General features: G+C 40.5%; 12 protein-coding genes and 1 pseudogene. 9 read left to right on the top strand and 4 right to left on the bottom strand.

Annotation, left to right across the window (positions count from 1 at the left end; all coding sequences use genetic code 11):
• Nucleotides 1-75: 75 nt before the first annotated feature.
• The 5 genes from LKM37_01785 to LKM37_01765 all read left to right on the top strand — a co-directional run bounded on the left by LKM37_01785 (nt 76) and on the right by LKM37_01765 (nt 6,581).
• Nucleotides 76-1,299, top strand: a complete 1,224-nt coding sequence (locus LKM37_01785; GenBank protein MCI1719748.1) for a beta-lactamase family protein — start codon at nt 76-78, stop codon at nt 1,297-1,299.
• Nucleotides 1,300-1,382: 83 nt separating this feature from the next.
• A complete protein-coding gene (locus LKM37_01780; GenBank protein MCI1719747.1) occupies nt 1,383-2,183 on the top strand; it encodes a hypothetical protein in 801 nt (266 codons plus the stop codon).
• A gap of 188 nt (nt 2,184-2,371) precedes the next feature.
• Nucleotides 2,372-3,907 (top strand): LruC domain-containing protein, encoded by a 1,536-nt coding sequence (locus LKM37_01775; protein MCI1719746.1) that lies wholly within the window; start codon nt 2,372-2,374, stop codon nt 3,905-3,907.
• A 42-nt stretch (nt 3,908-3,949) separates the two neighbouring features.
• Nucleotides 3,950-5,692: a hypothetical protein gene (locus tag LKM37_01770; protein ID MCI1719745.1), complete on the top strand. Its 1,743-nt coding sequence runs from the start codon at nt 3,950-3,952 to the stop codon at nt 5,690-5,692.
• The gene (locus LKM37_01765; protein ID MCI1719744.1) at nt 5,652-6,581 is read left to right on the top strand and encodes an LruC domain-containing protein; all 930 of its coding nucleotides are present in this window, start codon (nt 5,652-5,654) and stop codon (nt 6,579-6,581) included. The genes LKM37_01770 and LKM37_01765 overlap by 41 nt, the downstream gene beginning before the upstream one ends.
• 93 nt (nt 6,582-6,674) lie before the next feature.
• Here the strand turns inward: LKM37_01765 and aroC are convergent, their stop codons facing one another.
• From aroC to LKM37_01750, 3 genes are read right to left on the bottom strand one after another with little or no spacing between them, the layout of a single operon-like run.
• A complete protein-coding gene (gene aroC / locus LKM37_01760) occupies nt 6,675-7,706 on the bottom strand; it encodes a chorismate synthase (protein MCI1719743.1) in 1,032 nt (343 codons plus the stop codon).
• A 7-nt stretch (nt 7,707-7,713) separates the two neighbouring features.
• Entirely contained in the window at nt 7,714-9,939 is a 2,226-nt protein-coding gene (locus LKM37_01755; protein ID MCI1719742.1) for a type I 3-dehydroquinate dehydratase, read from the bottom strand.
• The gene (locus tag LKM37_01750; GenBank protein MCI1719741.1) at nt 9,936-11,018 is read right to left on the bottom strand and encodes a 3-dehydroquinate synthase; all 1,083 of its coding nucleotides are present in this window, start codon (nt 11,016-11,018) and stop codon (nt 9,936-9,938) included. Before LKM37_01750 ends, LKM37_01755 begins: the two co-directional genes overlap by 4 nt.
• A gap of 360 nt (nt 11,019-11,378) precedes the next feature.
• Here LKM37_01750 and LKM37_01745 point away from each other — a divergent pair, with 360 nt between their 5' ends.
• From LKM37_01745 to LKM37_01730, 4 genes and pseudogenes are all read left to right on the top strand, one after another.
• Nucleotides 11,379-12,212, top strand: a complete 834-nt coding sequence (locus LKM37_01745) for a prephenate dehydratase (GenBank protein ID MCI1719740.1) — start codon at nt 11,379-11,381, stop codon at nt 12,210-12,212.
• Nucleotides 12,213-12,266: 54 nt separating this feature from the next.
• The gene (locus LKM37_01740; GenBank protein ID MCI1719739.1) at nt 12,267-13,532 is read left to right on the top strand and encodes an aminotransferase class I/II-fold pyridoxal phosphate-dependent enzyme; all 1,266 of its coding nucleotides are present in this window, start codon (nt 12,267-12,269) and stop codon (nt 13,530-13,532) included.
• Nucleotides 13,513-14,559 (top strand): annotated as a pseudogene (locus tag LKM37_01735) (bifunctional 3-deoxy-7-phosphoheptulonate synthase/chorismate mutase type II). The gene LKM37_01740 and the pseudogene LKM37_01735 overlap by 20 nt, the downstream one beginning before the upstream one ends.
• Before the next feature lie 92 nt (nt 14,560-14,651).
• Entirely contained in the window at nt 14,652-15,497 is an 846-nt protein-coding gene (locus tag LKM37_01730; GenBank protein ID MCI1719738.1) for a prephenate dehydrogenase/arogenate dehydrogenase family protein, read from the top strand.
• A 22-nt stretch (nt 15,498-15,519) separates the two neighbouring features.
• On the opposite strand, the gene pfkA is transcribed toward LKM37_01730, so the two are convergent.
• The gene (pfkA, locus tag LKM37_01725) at nt 15,520-16,530 is read right to left on the bottom strand and encodes a 6-phosphofructokinase (GenBank protein MCI1719737.1); all 1,011 of its coding nucleotides are present in this window, start codon (nt 16,528-16,530) and stop codon (nt 15,520-15,522) included.
• Nucleotides 16,531-16,548 lie beyond the last annotated feature (18 nt).

The raw sequence follows: 16,548 nt of genomic DNA, 5'->3' as shown, positions 1-16,548 counted from the left end.
GGCTGAGTGGCATGCTGTTTAAGCATTTACAATAAATTTTACTTGCGTTAACGGTTCAAATACTTTCAAATTGAAATGAAGAAGATTTTATTTTTGGTGATTTCCCTTTTCCTGGTTACGTTTTCTTTTGCGCAACCACAACGCCTAGATATGTCTACCCCTGCTCAAATGGGAATGGATCCTGTCCGTCTGTCAAGAGTGGATCAGGCTATCAATCAGGCAATTAATGACACCATCATACCGGGCGCAGTAATAGCTGTCGTGAGGAAAAATAAAATAGTTTACCTTAAAGCTTACGGATATAAATCCATCTACCCCAAAAAGGAGAAAATGACAACTGATGTTGTTTTTGATTTGGCTTCCTGCAGCAAGCCTGTTGGGACAGCGACATCAATTATGCAGCTGGTTGAAGCGGGGCAGCTTAGGCTTACGGATAAAGTCAGTATGTATGTTCCGGGATTTCAGCCTTATACGGATAGTACGACGGGAGAAAAGACTGATGTTAGAATTATAGATTTGCTTACTCATTCCAGCGGTCTGCCGGATTATGTGAATCCAAGCGTTATATATGCAAAGTATGGAAATTACAATCCGGAGAGTTTGATAGACTGGATTGCTCATTGCAAAAAAGATTTTAAGCCCGCTACCAAATTTAGATATAGTTGTCTGAATTTCATCACTTTACAAAATGTGCTGCAAAATATTACAAAGCAAAGCCTTTGTGATTATGCGCAGCGCAATGTATTTGACAAATTGGGAATGGAGCATACAACTTACTCACCTGCAGCTCAAAAGAAGGATGAGATTATGAGATTGGTTGCCCCTACGGAGAAGCAGCCGGATGGAAGCGTTTTGCTTGGAGTTGTACATGACCCTCTTGCGAGATTAATCGGGAAGGGCAATTCCGGAAATGCCGGAGTGTTCTCATCTGCAGAGGATTTAGCGCTTTTTGCAGCGGCAATGATGAATGGCGGCGAGTACGGTGGCAGAAGAATATTAGGTGACATGACTGTTAAAATAATGACAACTGTGCCGAGCGGAGTAAAGAATTTGGGACGTTCTCTTGGCTGGGATAACTGGTCTGATTACTCTTCCAATCTTGGCAACTTGTTTACACCGGAAGTTACCTACGGACATACAGGATATACGGGAACTTCAATTGTGATTGACCCTGAGTCCAAGACGGCTGTTATACTGCTTGCAAACAGGGTGCATCCTTATGACACCGGTTCCGTTGTCCGCACTAGAGCGCTGGTAGCCAACATAGTAGCCGGCTCAATTGTGAAAGAGGTTAAATAGTTTTGACAAACTGCTGAATATTGCATCTTAATTGTGCAATATTTTTAGTGATATTTATTATTGGGAGATTAAAATAAAAAGATATGAAGAAGATTTTGTTGTTGTTTGCTGGTGCGTGTTTTATATTTTCTTCTTGTGTAAAGAGCGATATAGAGGGCACTGATCCGGTCATTAGTAATTTTGACTGGAAGACTACCACCCCGGTAGCTATTAGTGTTCCTACACCTGCCGTTGAGACGGCGTATCAGGGGTATGCTACAACTATAAAAATTTACAGCAAACCGCTGTATGTTTCTAAATTTATGTTGAGTGAGGGCGCTGCTTATTCAGGCAAACCTTATTCAACTACTATTGACCTGCCTGCAGGCATAGATACTTTGTTTGTTTGGGCTAAGCTCCCGACAGGTGTCTCAAAATTTTATAAATATATTGTAAGCGGTACAAAAGCCTATGCTGTTACATCTGCCTCATCTACAATGACTAAGGCAATGTATAAAGCCGCTCCATTGGTTCCTGCTCCAACTCCGGTTCCCGCAAGTTATAATGGAACATATACCTCATCAAATATTGAATTGTGGTCTTCAACTACATCAATGAGGCTGGCCGGTAATTGGCTTGTAAAAGGGCCGATAACAACAGCCGGGTGTGAATTTTTGAACCAAGGAAATATTACCAGAATGGTTTTTATTTCCGGCAATGTTGTCATTAACAATAGTTCACTTACCAACGTAGATACGGGAAATATTATTGTCCTTCCCGGCTCCACTTTAACTTTCACTGGTCCAATTTATTTAAACGGCAGCGCGTACATAGATGTTCAAGAAGGGCTACAGTTAATTTCAACCAAGGCGTATCCTCCGGACAAACTTCTAATACAATTGTAAATAGAGGCACAATAAACATTGGAGTAGGTTCTGCTTCTAATGCGTTCATTAATACCACAATCTACAATGTTGGGAAATTCAACATTGCAAATGGCGGAAATACCTTAGGTATTGAGAGCGGAACAAATTTTTATAACTACGGATCTCTGGATGCTCAGTATATTGAGGCAAACTCCGGAAATTGTGTTTTGGAGAATGAGGTTGGAGGTGAGGTCGTTTGCACTTCAATGGATTTAGCCAACGCCACAACGCAGTTTAATAACTACGGCAATTTTGTATGTTCCGGAAATCTAGGCTCAAGCAGCGGTACAATAAACAACAGCGGATATCTTGCTTGTGATTCTTTCACGGATGTAGATAAAACTACAGTTAATTGTACGAGCGGTTCTTTATTCAGTGTCAAGAAGTTTTTGGTAAATGACACTAAAATCAACATGGATCCGCAAAGCATTATAGTTATTGATGAGTTCAAGAGTTCAACTTGGAACTGTTCATTTATTAACTCATCTAAAACGGATTACGGTTTGGTAGTGCTTGGAATGCAAGTAGGTACAAACGGAACTTTGACTGCAGATGCATCATCTAAAATTGACGGCACAACAATGTCAAATACATATTTTGACGGAGCAATAGAAGTTTATTATCCTAATGCCGCAAATGCTACTGAATCAGAAAGTTGGACGCATAATTTGTGCAACAAGGATTTAGGCGGCGGCAAAGAAGGTCCTGCATATTTTGGACATGATGCAACTGGTCCTATAAGAATTAATAATATTCCCGATAGTGGTGAAAATCTTGGAACAGGCGTTATAAGCGGTACAACTCCAACTGATACAGACGGAGATGGTGTTCCGGATACAGAGGATGCATTTCCTACAGATCCAAAATTAGCTTATGTAACCTATTTCCCTTCAGAGACGGGATATTGCAGTTATATCTTTGAGGATAAGTGGCCGGAAGCGGGAGATTATGATTTGAATGATATTGTATTATATTGCAACATAGGATATTATAAGAACGCAAGCAACAACGTAGTTTATGAGAAAGTGAAATGGAAAGCGATGGCTGCAGGTTGTTCTTATTGGGTAGCAGCAGGTGTTCAGCTGGATGGGATTACTCCATCACAAATTACATCTGTAACAAATGACAATTCTAATCTAAAAGCTCTTCCTATAGGTCATTCAATGTCAAATGGTTGTGAGAGCGGACAAACTTATGCAGTCTTCCCGTTCTTCAACAATCCTAATGAAGTGCTTGACAGAGAGACATTTGTAAACGTCAAGAAATCTGATGCATACGTTGTTCCTCAGGAGCACGTGAATGTTATTACGTTTGCATCTCCTGTTGCCGAGACTTTGCTTGGCATGGATAAGTTTAATGCATTTATTGTTGTATCAAGAGATTACAAGAATACGGACAGAGGCAGAGAAGTCCATTTAATGAACTTTGGTCCTACAAATTTGATGGATGCTACGTTGTTGACTTATGACGCAAACGCATCCGGTGAGATAAGGTCCGCTTCTAATCCTTTCAAGACAAAGACAGGTCTTGTATGGGCTTTGATGGTACCAAAAGAATTCCGCTGGTGTGTAGAATCAAATTCTATATCAACAGTTTATGCAAAGTATGTAGAATGGTACACAAAAAATACTGAGGCATCAAAACTTTGGTATGACACTTCAGTAAGCGGAAATGTAAATGACGAAAGTTTGCTATATCAATAATTGAATAATATTCCTGTCGAGAGACGGACTAAAATACTACTTATGAAAAGACTTTTTTTATTAGCGGCAATTTTTATGGCTCTTACCTCCTGCGTTAAAAATCAAGGCATAGAGGGAACAGATGCTGTGTTGGATGGTTTTAATTGGAAAACCACACATGCCGTTTCAATCAGTGTTGCAACACCAACGGTGGATGCTGCATACCAGAAATATGCAACAACCATCAGGGTCTACACAAAGCCTTTATATACAAGCAAATATCTTGTAAGCGAGGGTGCTGCTTATACGGGTAAGCCATACACGGCTACAATAGATTTACCTACAGCTCTTGATACACTTTATATTTGGGCAAAGGTGCCAGGAAGTTCAGTTCATTTGTACAAATATATTGTTAGTGGTACAAAAGCGACTGCTTGTATTAAACCAACAGTATCTTCGGCAACAAAAGCTAGTGCAATGTCTGCCGTTTCAGGCCCGTTAAGAGTTGCTACTGTTCCTGCTGGCATTTCAGTACCAAGTAGTTATGACGGCACTTTTACTAGCAGCGATAACGCAAGCAGTGTTCAGTCTCATATAAAAAAATCTGGTAATTGGTTGCTTCAAGGACCTGCTACATGGAGCAATAGTTCAATGTTTTCTGCAAACACGACCAATTCTACAGTATTTATTTCGGGTGATGTTACCCTGGACTGCTCGGTTAACTTTAGCAGGGCTTCAATTGTAGTTTTGCCGGGTGCAACTCTCACGATTACTGGATTCAGTACAGGTGGAAGTTATGAAGACGGTCAGACTATTATTGATGTAAAAGAGGGAGGAACAATTAATTTTCAGGGTGGCTTCCAATTTTATAATGCAAATTATAAGTGGGGTTACGTATCTGATATTATAAATGCTGGTACAATCAATGTCGGGAAAGGAACAAATACAAGTTATTCAATTAAAGCAATAGATTTTTACAATACTTCCACCAGTACTTTTAATTCAGCAAGCAACGCACCTACGTTTTCCGTTGGCTTTAATGCAAAGTTTTATAACTTTGGGACAGTTGATGTTCAGGATGTTACCATAGGATCTGGTGCTTTTTCTCTTGAATCAAGAATAGAAAATGAGGACGGGGGGGATTTTTCATGTGCCAATATGACGCTTTCCGGTAATTATTCAGATGTTGCTAACCTTGTCAATTATGGTAATTTAACATGTTCAGGCACTCTGTCTCCTACCCAGGGGAGTTATGTTTTTAATTTGGGATATTTGGGAGTGAATACATTTATGCCTGGAAGGTCTGGCAGAGTTCATTTATACTCCGGTTCTCTTTTTGAGGCGAATGTGTTTAATTACGAGACGACTGCTGAGTATGGATATGACCACATTATTTACGCTGATGGCGGGAGTATTGCCGTTTTCAATCAGCTGAATACCACGGGAACTCTAATGAAAGTATTGTTTTACAACACATCAGACAGTGATTATGCACTGATAATTGTCGGTATGCAGGAGACGGGAAGTTCAGGAACATTAACAAAGGATGCTTCTTCCACAATATATTCATCAACTACTATCAATAACATGGATTTTGAGGGAGCTATAGAAGTTTATTACGCAAATGCTGCTGATAAAGCGGAGTGCTTATACTGGACCAGAAGGCTGTGCAATGATGCTTATGGTGATTTATTGCCAGCATATTTTGGATATGACGATGATGGACCTGCACGCATAAATGATATACCTGAAACACCTTATAATCATGGAGTTGGACAGATTAACAAAGGCCCTAAGGATACATGACGGAGATGGAGTGCCAAATGATACTGACCAGTTCCCTAATGATCCAACGTTAGCGTACGTATCATATTTCCCTTCCGAAGGAACTTTTTGTACTTATGCATTTGAGGATTTGTGGTCAGATATTGGAGACTATGATTTGAATGACCTTGTTATATATTGCAACGTAGGATACTACAAGAATGCCAATAACATGGTTGTTTATGAGAAGGTTAAATGGAAGCTGATGGCTGCCGGCACATCCATGCTGCTAAGCTGCGGCGTACAGCTGGACGGAGTAAGCACGTCTGAAGTTTCATCTGTAACCAACACAAATACTGCACTTGCAGCCGGTCCTATAGGACATTCAGAATCAAATGGTTGCGAGAGCGGACAGACCTATGCGGTATTTCCATTGCTGAACTCACCTTCAGAACTATTTGGAGTGAATACATTTGTAAATACCGGGTACACAGGAGGCAGCGTTGTTGCTCCTGTAGAGAAAGAGACCAAGGTTACATTCACAACACCGCTTGACCCGACAAGACTTGGAATGGATGCATTCAATCTGTTCATTGCGGTATCAAAGAATTTTGATGCAACTTACAGAGGCAGAGAGGTTCACTTGATGACATTTGATGCAACGGACTTGATAGACCCTAATCTGCTTAAGTATGATCCTACTAATCCACAAGATTGGAAATCAGATGATAATCCATACAGATTAAGAAACGGATTAGTATGGGCTATTATGATACCGACAGAATTCCATTGGGCTAGAGAGACCATTGATGTAGCATCTATTTACACCAATTATATCAACTGGTATTCCACTTCTGCAGCAGATGCTCAGTATTGGTATGATACGTCTGTATCCACTAATGTTTCTAATTACAATTGGTTATACAACTAATATTGGCTGTATAACTAGCTGATAAACAAAATAAAAAGCCGACAGAAATGCCGGCTTTTTTTATGCTTTGACCTTGATGATAAGCTGTGTGTTTTAGGCGTTTACAAGTGCAATGGCTGCGGCGGCCTCAATGATAACAGGGCAGCGCAACGCAATGCAGCAATCATGACGGCCGCGAATGGAATACTCTTCTACTTTGCCCGTTACAAAATCAAAGCTTTTCTGATTTTTGGAAATGCTTGATGTTGGCTTTATTGCAACTCTGAAGACAATTGGGTTGCCGTTGGAGATTCCGCCGTTGATTCCTCCCGCGCCGTTTGTTTTTGTCTTGCCGTTCTTATCTATGATGCAGTCATTGTGCTGAGAACCTTTCATTTCCGCCGCTTTAAATCCGTCTCCAAATTCAATTCCGCGCGTTGCAGGGATAGAAAATATAAGATGAGAAATCTGTGATTCCAAAGAATCAAAAAATGGTTCCCCAAGTCCTGCGGGAACATTACTGCAGGTGCACTCAATTAACCCGCCCAAAGAATCACCCTCTTTAATAGCCTCTTTAATAAGCGGTTCCCACTTTTTATCATCTGTCTCTCCTCCAATTGCGGTAAGTTTTGCAGAGATTGAAATTGCATTTTTCTTTACGGTCTTTGCAGGTTTTGCATTATATATCTCTTTGAGACAATTGCAATTACCTGTCGTGAGCATCTTCTTGGCAACAACTCCGGCAGCTACAAGACAAAGCGTAAGACGTCCGGAAAAGTGCCCTCCGCCGCGTACGTCATTAAAGCCGCAGAACTTTTTCATTGCAACAAAATCTGCATGCCCCGGACGCGGCCACTCTTTTATTTTCTCATAGTCTGACGAGTTTGTATTTTGATTTCTGAATACCACGGTTAGCGGAGCTCCGGTTGTCATGCCGTGGTAAATGCCTGATATGATGAGAGGTGTGTCATCCTCTCTGCGCAATGTAGTGCCAATTCCTCCGCTCTTGCGGCGCTTTAAATCTACGCTAAAGTCACTCTCTCTCAACTGCATTCCTGCAGGAACCCCATCCATTGTGACACCAACCATTGTGCCGTGTGATTCTCCAAAAATGGAGAGCCTGAATTTTCTCCCGTATGAATTCATAATATTATTATTTTTTTAATTGCAGTCTTTCCAAAAAAGAGGGGAACGATTTATCAATGCACTTTACCTCATCAATTTTTATGGAGAAAGGAATATTATTTTGCTCCCGATAGTATTGTTGCAACATTCCTTCAATTATCAAGGCCATTGCAATTCTGTGGTCATTGCGGGAGGAGCAAAGTGCGTAATCATTTGTGCCGCAGGCCCTTCCTGATGACTTTGAACCGGATGTGGAACCATATTGCAAACCATTGATTATCATAACATCACCATCTACGCAAATGTCAGCTCCAATTTTTGTAAACTCTCCTATTATTGCTTCCGCTCTATTGCTCTCTTTCTTTAACAATCTGCCAACTCCTTTGATTTTGCTGGTCCCATTGCAATGGATAGCAAGCGCTGCAAGTATTGGGAACAAATCGGGGCAATTAGTGGCATCAAAATCAAATGCATTAAGGCGGCGGGCGGAAATTGTGACGTCCTTCAAATTGGAAGGGACGGAACGCCTCATATCATATCTCACATCCTGTTTTTTAATCAGCTCTGTATTAGAGGCTTTTGAGAATTTTATTTTTACTCCGCACTGCAGCAGAACATCCAGAATTGCCTCATCAGCCTGATTGGTTTTTGTGTTCATGCTCCTGATTGTAAAAGTTCCGTCGGAACTTTTTTCACTTTTTTCATCAGCAGATTTGCAGTTTACCATGGAACTTGCAATTGCTCCGGCAACGGCAAAATTTGATGCAGAGCTCCAATCAGAATCCATCAGGAAATGAACTGCTCCGTATTCTTGTCCTCCCTTAATGTAAAATACCAGCTTATCTTTTTCAGCTGTGCATTTTATTTTTATTCCGAATTGCTTTAAAATGCTTATTGTCAGCATAATGTATGGAACACTGGCAGGGTTGTCAACTTCCATTACACTATCGTGATTAAGCAAAGGAAGAGTCATTAAAAAGCCGGAAATAGTTTGAGAACTTTCTTTGCCTGAAATTGCAAAACGATGCTTGCTAATTTCCGCTCCAACTACAAACGGCAAATATTTATTCTCCTTTGCCGCAGTGCACCATGCACCTGATTCTCTAAGCGAGATAACAGCAGAACCCAAATCTCTCTTTAACAAGCTGCCTTCTCCCGTGATTGTTATTTTGGATGCAATTTCCGTATGGCTCCTAATGCTTGATACATAGGATAATACAGGCATAAGCAATCTTGTCAGAAGACCGGATTCTCCGGTGTTTATCAGCTGGAATTTTTTCCATTGCTCTATGCCCGGACTCTTTATAATCAAGTACTTTTCACCCGTATTATTTTCTCTTCTTTTGCTGGTTACAAGACAACCCGCTTTGCGTGCAAAATTTATGGCTGAGGTAATGTCATTGCAAGGCTCAAAGTTCTCTAATATGCTCTCTCCCTTTGCAATAGAGGCTGCGATAATAGCTCTTTGAGCAATGCTTTTAGAGCATGGTATTGTCACAGATTTGTTAATTGCTTTGCGGTTTTCTCCTGCAGATGCCTTAGTGAATGGAGAAAACAATTTGCTGCTTGCAAAAGACGGAACCTGGAATTCATAATTGCCTGATGCCGTAATTTTTTTCATCTCGGCGACGGTGTATTGCCCGTCTGCGGTTTGTGTTGTGTATGAGCAATATGCAAATGGAGCTCCCAGATAAAGGGAGGCAACTCTTGTGAATTTCCCGGCATTTCCCATTGCAAATGCAATTAGGTTGTCCGGGAATAATTTATACAGTTGCAAGACCCTTGATGCTTCAGAAATATTTGCAGCGGTTGGTACAATCTTGACAAGATTGGCTCCTAAGTTTTTGCATCTTTCAGCTATTGCTTTTAATTCTGCAAGCTGTGGTGTTGACTCAAAGTTGTGGTATGAAACTATTAGCTTGCATGTGTCGTTCTTCTCTATTTCCTCTTTTATCTCCTTGAAAACATCGGCTGGAGCATTTTCTTGAATATCAATATATTCTGCACCGCTTTGTATTGCAGCCAGCATCTGTTCTCTTGCAATTGTTTTTGTTTGCGGAGTGATTCTGTATGTAAAAATCAAATGGGGATGGGATAAAATTATTTTTTTTACCTCGGCCGTTTTAAGTCCGCACAAATCACCTCTAAGTTCTGCAAATTTGCATTTGTTAATTGCATTTGCACACTTTAGAGAATCTTGCTCTCCAATGCATGCACAAATAATATCTCTCTCTTTTGCAGTATTACTTCTCATTCCAAACCTTCTGCTTTTTTGGCCAGCTTGTATAAATTGTTTAGGCTAATTAGCTCATCCTCAACATGTCCCGGTGCATAAGGCATAATAAAATGGATTCCGTGTCCGCTTACTTTTTTATCATATCTTATAAATTTTAGCAGCTTGTTGATTTCAACTTTACAATCTGTCGGGAGCCCGACACTTTGGAAATCTTTCTTGAGCATATCAACAAATTCTTGTGTGCAATGTCCCGCTGCATGTGAAATCATAGCGGCCATTACAACGCCAACGCTTACTGCTTCTCCGTGTGTGAAGGATGGTTCAATAGGTCTGTAATCTTTATTTGCCAAAGCTTTTGACATAACCTTGGCATCTATGCTGTTATAGTATTTTTCTATTGCATGGGCAAAGGTGTGTCCAAAGTTTAGCTTGCGTCTTTCTCCCCTTTCAAATTCATCTTTGCTTACAATGGCTGTCTTGTAGAAACCGCACTTGCTCAAAAGATTATTAATGGCTGTGATGTTCTTATCATTCTCATCCTTAATATTATATGAAGAGAAAAATTTTACAGCCTTTTTGTAATATGTCGCATCAAAAATCAGAAAAGTCTTAAGGACTTCAGATATCCCCGACTTAAAAACACGCGGAGATAGTGTGGAAAAAAACATAGGAGTTTCATAAACCCACATTGGCTGGTTAATGTTTCCGATGATGTTTTTGTAGTTGTTAAAGTTAACTCCGTTCTTGCCGCCTAGAGCAGCATCTGCCTGCGCCAGCAAAGTTGTAGGTACAAAGCCAAAACGTACGCCTCTTTTGTATATGGAGGCCACGAAACCCGCTATGTCTGTGGTAATTCCGCCACCGACACCAATAATGAAACAGTCCCTGTCTGCGCCAAGTTTAAGAAGCCTGTCGGTGATTGAGCCAATTGTCTCCAGGGACTTATTTTGTTCCGTCGCCGTAATTTTTATAAGCGACATTCCATGGAATAATGGAAAATATGGACTCAAATGCTTATCAATTATAACAAAAATTCCGCTGTTGCTTGGAATTAGTTTTGTTAAATCATTGATATTCTTACGTGTATATATTGCCACGGCCCTTATAATTTGTAATTGTTTTTACAAAAGTATATAATTTTGTCTCTTAAAACAACACTTTTAGCGGGATTTCTTGGCGGTTTCTTGTAGAAAAATAAACAACCGTAAGGAAAAATACATACCTTTGCAGCGTTGAAAGTAGATATTCAAACCTTTCAAAAAGACAATAATGTTGAACAGACGATTTTACGGCTCCTATTATTTTTACTTTTACTTTATCAGGTAAGAGCGGGAGCGCATTGTAGAAATTCAGTAATAAAGAATATATTAATGTTTGAACTCCTGCTGGAAAAGCGGGAGTTTTTTTTATATCTGTCGCGACAGATATTTAAGACAAAAGAGGTAAAAATTTTTAAGATGAAAAGAGTGGCAATACAGGGGATAGGAGGTTGCAATCATTACATTGCAGCGCAAAATTATTTTAGCGGCGAGGAGATAGAAACTGTTGATTGTGACACATTTAAGGAGCTGGCCGTTAAAGTGGAGAAAGACCCTGCGCTGCTGGGAATTATGGCAATTGAGAATACAATAGCCGGGAGCCTTCTTCCAAATTATCAGCTGATAAGAAGCTATGATTTGAAAATTGTTGGAGAATATAAACTGAGAATTTCTCACGCTCTTGTAGCTCTGCCTGGAATTGGGATTCACCAGATAAAAGAGATTAATTCTCATCCTATGGCTTTTATGCAATGTGAAGATTTTCTGGAGACTTTGCCCAATGTCAAAATGGTTGAGAAAGAGGATACTGCAGGAAGCGCTAAGTGGATAAAAGAGAATAACTTAACAGACCACGCCGCAATCTGTCCCTCCGTTGCTGCAAATCTTTACGGGATGGAAATTCTTGCGGACGGCATTGAGACAAACAAGAGAAATTTTACAAGGTTTTTGATTTTGGAAAATAAGAGCGTTGCAAAAAAAGTTGCAGATGCAAATAAAAGTTCTCTGGTTTTCACTTTGCCCCATGAGACGGGGAGCTTGTCCAAAGTTTTGACAATTCTCTCTTTTTACGGAATGAATTTAAGCATGATTCAAAGTCTGCCGATTGTTGGACGGGAGTGGGAATATCAATTTTATATTAATTTGTTATTTGATGATTATCAGAGGTATAAACAGGCAATTGATGCAATTGTGCCGCTGACAAAAGAGTTTAAAATTTTGGGAGAATATGAAGAAGGCAAGCAAAATGTTTAATAGTGGCCTCCTATGCAGAAGATGTGACTGCAATTGAATTATTGGTTAGAAAAGATGAAGAACAAAAAAGAAATATTGAAATTTTCTCCAGCTCACAGGATTGAGAATGTGAAGGAATATTATTTTTCCGTTAAACTTAAGGAGATTGCTGCAATGAAAGCGGCTGGTGAGGATGTAATCAATTTGGGCATTGGAAGTCCGGATTTGCCTCCCTCTGATGCAACTGTTAAAGCTCTGAATGATTGCGCATTGCGTACAGACTCACATGGTTATCAATCTTACATTGGACTGCCTGAATTGCGTGCCGGCTTTGCAGATTTTTATAAAAGAAAATACGGTGTGAATCTTGACCCTGCGTGTGAGATTCTTCCGCTGATGGGGAGCAAGGAGGGCGTGATGCATATCTCAATGGCGTTTGTAAATCCCGGAGACGGAGTGCTGATACCAAATCCCGGATATCCGACGTATGCCTCTGTTTCTAAGCTGGTTGGCGCTAAGATTATTAATTACTCATTGAGAGAAAAAAACAATTGGTTCCCGGATTTTGAGGAGCTGGAGAAGCAAAATGCCGCAGGTAAAATTCATTTGGATAAAGTAAAACTGATGTGGTGCAATTATCCGAATATGCCAACAGGTGCGAACGCTAATATGGCTCTGTTTAAGAGACTTGTGGCATTTGGTAAAAAGCACGGCATAATAATTTGTCATGATAATCCTTACAGTTTTATTCTTAATGAACATCCTATAAGTATCCTTGCCGTTCCAGGAGCAAAAGATGTTTGCATAGAGCTTAATTCTATGAGCAAAACTTTTAACATGCCCGGCTGGAGAATAGGAATGGCTGCAAGCAACAAGCAATTTATCCAATGGATTTTGCGTGTTAAAAGCAACATGGACAGCGGTATGTTTAAGGGCTTGCAGCTGGCTGCGGTTGAAGCACTTAAAGTTCCCGACAGCTGGTATAAAAAAATCAATAAAGTGTATGGAGAGCGGAGAGATTTGGCTGCTAAAATTTTAGAGTCAATAGGGTGTGAGGTTCGCAAAGACCAGAGCGGTTTGTTCCTTTGGGGGAGGGTGAAAAATGCAAGACCTACCACCGGCCGCGCTGCAAAGAAAGAGCAAAATACAGTTGTAATTTCAGCCGGACAAAAAATATGTGATGATTTATTGCATGAGAAAAAAATATTCCTTGCCCCAGGTTTTATCTTTGGAAGTGAGGGAGATAACTATATTAGAATATCTTTGTGTGCTAATAAGCAGATGCTTGTAAAGGCTCTGAATAAAATTACGAGTAAAAGCGATGAAAAAATTAAATCTTAAAGGAATTCAAAATGTGCGGCCGCTTGTTATAGCAGGCCCATGCAGCGCGGAGAGCAGGGAGCAGGTAATGAATACTGCAGAACAGCTTGCGGCTAAAGGAATCAAAATTTTCCGTGCAGGAATATGGAAGCCCCGCACCAAACCAGGTGGTTTTGAGGGGATTGGAGTTGAGGGTCTTGCCTGGCTCAAGGAGGTCAAGAAGAAGACCGGCATGCTGGTTGCCACAGAGGTTGCTACCCCTGAGCATGTATTTGAAGTCCTTAAAGCCGGGATAGATTTAATTTGGCTTGGTGCGCGTACCGTTGCAAATCCTTTTGCGGTGCAGGCGCTGGCCGATGCCCTTAAAGGTACTGATATTCCGGTGCTTATAAAGAATCCTACAAACCCTGATATTGAACTTTGGTGCGGAGCTGTGGAGAGATTGAGCAATGCCGGGGTAAAAAATATGGGCCTCATTCACCGCGGCTTTAGTTCTTATGACAAAAAAATATACCGCAACGTTCCGCTATGGCATATTCCAATTGAGATGAAGCGCAGATATCCGGAGGCCACAATGCTCTGCGATCCAAGTCATATGGGCGGCAAGAGGGAATTGATTGCACCGCTATCACAGCAGGCTTTGGATTTAAATTATGACGGTTTGATAATAGAGTCCCATTGTAATCCCGACAGTGCATTAAGTGATGCTGCTCAGCAGCTTACGCCTGATGTTCTGGATTACACCTTAAAAATGCTTGTAATAAGAGACAATGTGCAAACAACAGAAAATATAAATGTTCTGCGCGGACGCATAGATGAGATTGACAGAAAAGTCATTGAGCTCCTATCTAAGAGAATGGCAATATCCAGAGAGATAGGAACTTACAAGAAAGAACATAATATGCCCGTTTTGCAAACAAAGCGCTATGGAGATATTATGAAAGACCGGGCAAAACTTGCAGAGTCTCTAGATTTGAACAAAGATTTTGTGGCCGGAATAATGGAGAGCATCCATCGCGAGTCAGTAGATGTACAAATGAAAATAATGGGGAGCGGGGAGGAGAAAAAAATAAAGAGTGTTAAAGAAAAGAGTGTAAAAAAAGTTCCTTCAAAAAAGAAGTGAACAACTAGATTTATAAGATGAAAATTTTGATTCTGGGAGCCGGCAAAATGGGCTCGTTCTTCTGTGATTTGCTGAGCTTTAACAATAAGGTTGCAGTTCTTGAGACAGATGTTAGAAAATTGCGTTTTATGTACAATGTGCTGCGCTTTACGGATTACAAAGAAGTTAAGGCTTTTAAACCCAATCTTGTAATTAATTGTGTTACACTTAACTGCACCATACAGGCATTCAAAAAAGTGATGCCGTTCTTACCTGATAATTGCATAATTTCAGATATTGCTTCTGTTAAAACTCGTTTGAAAAAATTCTATGAGGAGAGCGGATTTCGCTATGTATCAGTACATCCAATGTTCGGCCCAACCTTTGCCAATCTGGGAAATTTGCAGCAGGAGAACGCAATTATTATTAATGAAAAGAGTGAGACAAAGGTAAATGATAATAAACAAAGCAGTTCCGGGAGCCGTGGACTTGCAAAGAGCCGGGGTACTGATAAAGCAGGCCTGAAGTTTTTCAGGAACCTGTTTAATTCTCTTGGACTTAACGTAAGGGAATATACTTTTGCGGAACACGATGAAGTTGTATCTTATTCTCTTTCAGTCCCTTTTGCAAGCACGCTAGTCTTCGGCTCCATAATGAAACATCAGGATGTGCCGGGTACAACCTTTAAAAAGCATCTTGCAATTGCGCATGGCCTTTTATCAGAAGATGACTACCTGCTTACTGAAATATTGTTTAATCCTCTGACATCCAGACAACTGTCGGGAATACAAAATAAACTCTCTTTGCTGCAGGAGATTGTTAAAGAAAAAAACACCGCCAAGATGAAAACTTTTCTTGACGGCGTCCGTAAAAATCTTGAATAAATTCAAATAACTTCTATTCACATTAAAGTGACAGGATGTGTGCAACTTCCAGCCATTTCTGGTTTATAGGGTTGTGTTTTGCACAAGCTTCTTCAAACGGAGTGTATGCAACCTGGCCGTTTACCTGTCCAATCAGAACGTCTGAAACCCCTGACATTAAGGCGTTAACAGATGCGTTGCCCAATGTACTTGCAAGAACTCTATCGTTGCAAGTAGGGGAACCACCTCTTTGTATATGCCCAAGCGTTGTTACACGGGTCTCATAATCAGGGATTCTAGCCTTCACCTTAGCTGCAATCTCAATTGCGCTTCCCTGGTCCGAGCCCTCCGCAACAATTACAATTCCGCTGGTCTTATTCTTTCTTCTCTCTTTAAGAAGATAATCGCAAAGATTGTTTATATCTGTGTGAACCTCAGGGATTATAGTGGCTTCAGCACCTGTCGCGATTGCAGTATAAAGTCCAATAAAACCGGCATCTCTGCCCATAACTTCCACAAAGAAAACAAGATTGTGAGAGTCTGCCGTATCTCTGATTTTATCTATTGCCTCAACGGCGGTATTGATTGCCGTATCAAATCCAATAGTGAAATCTGTTCCAAATATGTCATTATCAATAGTTCCGGGAAGACCAACAACAGGAAAATCATTTTCCGTTGCAAGCATGTGCGCACCCCTGAAAGAACCATCTCCGCCAATTACAACCAGCGCATCTATAGAGGCTTCCCTAAGATTTTCAATTGCTATATCTCTGCACTCTTTATTTTCAAACTCCGGCAATCTGCTGGATTTTAAGATAGTACCGCCCTGGGAAATAATTTTTGAAACGGAATGTGACTGCATTGTCACAAACTGCCTGTTTACAAGTCCGTAATAACCTCTGTAAATCCCGACAGGTTGTATATTGTTGTAAATTGCTGACCTTACTACTGATCTGATTGCCGCATTCATTCCAGGCGCATCTCCTCCGGAAGTCAGAACACCTATGCGGTTGAGCTTCCTTGGAACTTTTATATTTTCTGAATTCTCATTCATACTTATTCTTGTTTTAAC

It is taken from the genome of Bacteroidales bacterium (genome assembly GCA_022647615.1).
GTDB lineage: Bacteria > Bacteroidota > Bacteroidia > Bacteroidales > UBA932 > Egerieousia.
Note: the sequence above shows the minus strand (reverse complement) of the source record. Positions and strands in the feature narration are given on the sequence as shown.

Coding starts and splice junctions, on each gene's coding strand:
- LKM37_01785 (MCI1719748.1), top strand. CDS start 76: ATGAAGAAGATTTTATTTTTGGTGATTTCCCTTTTCCTGGTTACGTTT.
- LKM37_01780 (MCI1719747.1), top strand. CDS start 1,383: ATGAAGAAGATTTTGTTGTTGTTTGCTGGTGCGTGTTTTATATTTTCT.
- LKM37_01770 (MCI1719745.1), top strand. CDS start 3,950: ATGAAAAGACTTTTTTTATTAGCGGCAATTTTTATGGCTCTTACCTCC.
- LKM37_01765 (MCI1719744.1), top strand. CDS start 5,652: ATGGAGTTGGACAGATTAACAAAGGCCCTAAGGATACATGACGGAGAT.
- aroC (MCI1719743.1), bottom strand. CDS start 7,706: ATGAATTCATACGGGAGAAAATTCAGGCTCTCCATTTTTGGAGAATCA.
- LKM37_01755 (MCI1719742.1), bottom strand. CDS start 9,939: ATGAGAAGTAATACTGCAAAAGAGAGAGATATTATTTGTGCATGCATT.
- LKM37_01745 (MCI1719740.1), top strand. CDS start 11,379: ATGAAAAGAGTGGCAATACAGGGGATAGGAGGTTGCAATCATTACATT.
- LKM37_01740 (MCI1719739.1), top strand. CDS start 12,267: ATGAAGAACAAAAAAGAAATATTGAAATTTTCTCCAGCTCACAGGATT.
- LKM37_01730 (MCI1719738.1), top strand. CDS start 14,652: ATGAAAATTTTGATTCTGGGAGCCGGCAAAATGGGCTCGTTCTTCTGT.
- pfkA (MCI1719737.1), bottom strand. CDS start 16,530: ATGAATGAGAATTCAGAAAATATAAAAGTTCCAAGGAAGCTCAACCGC.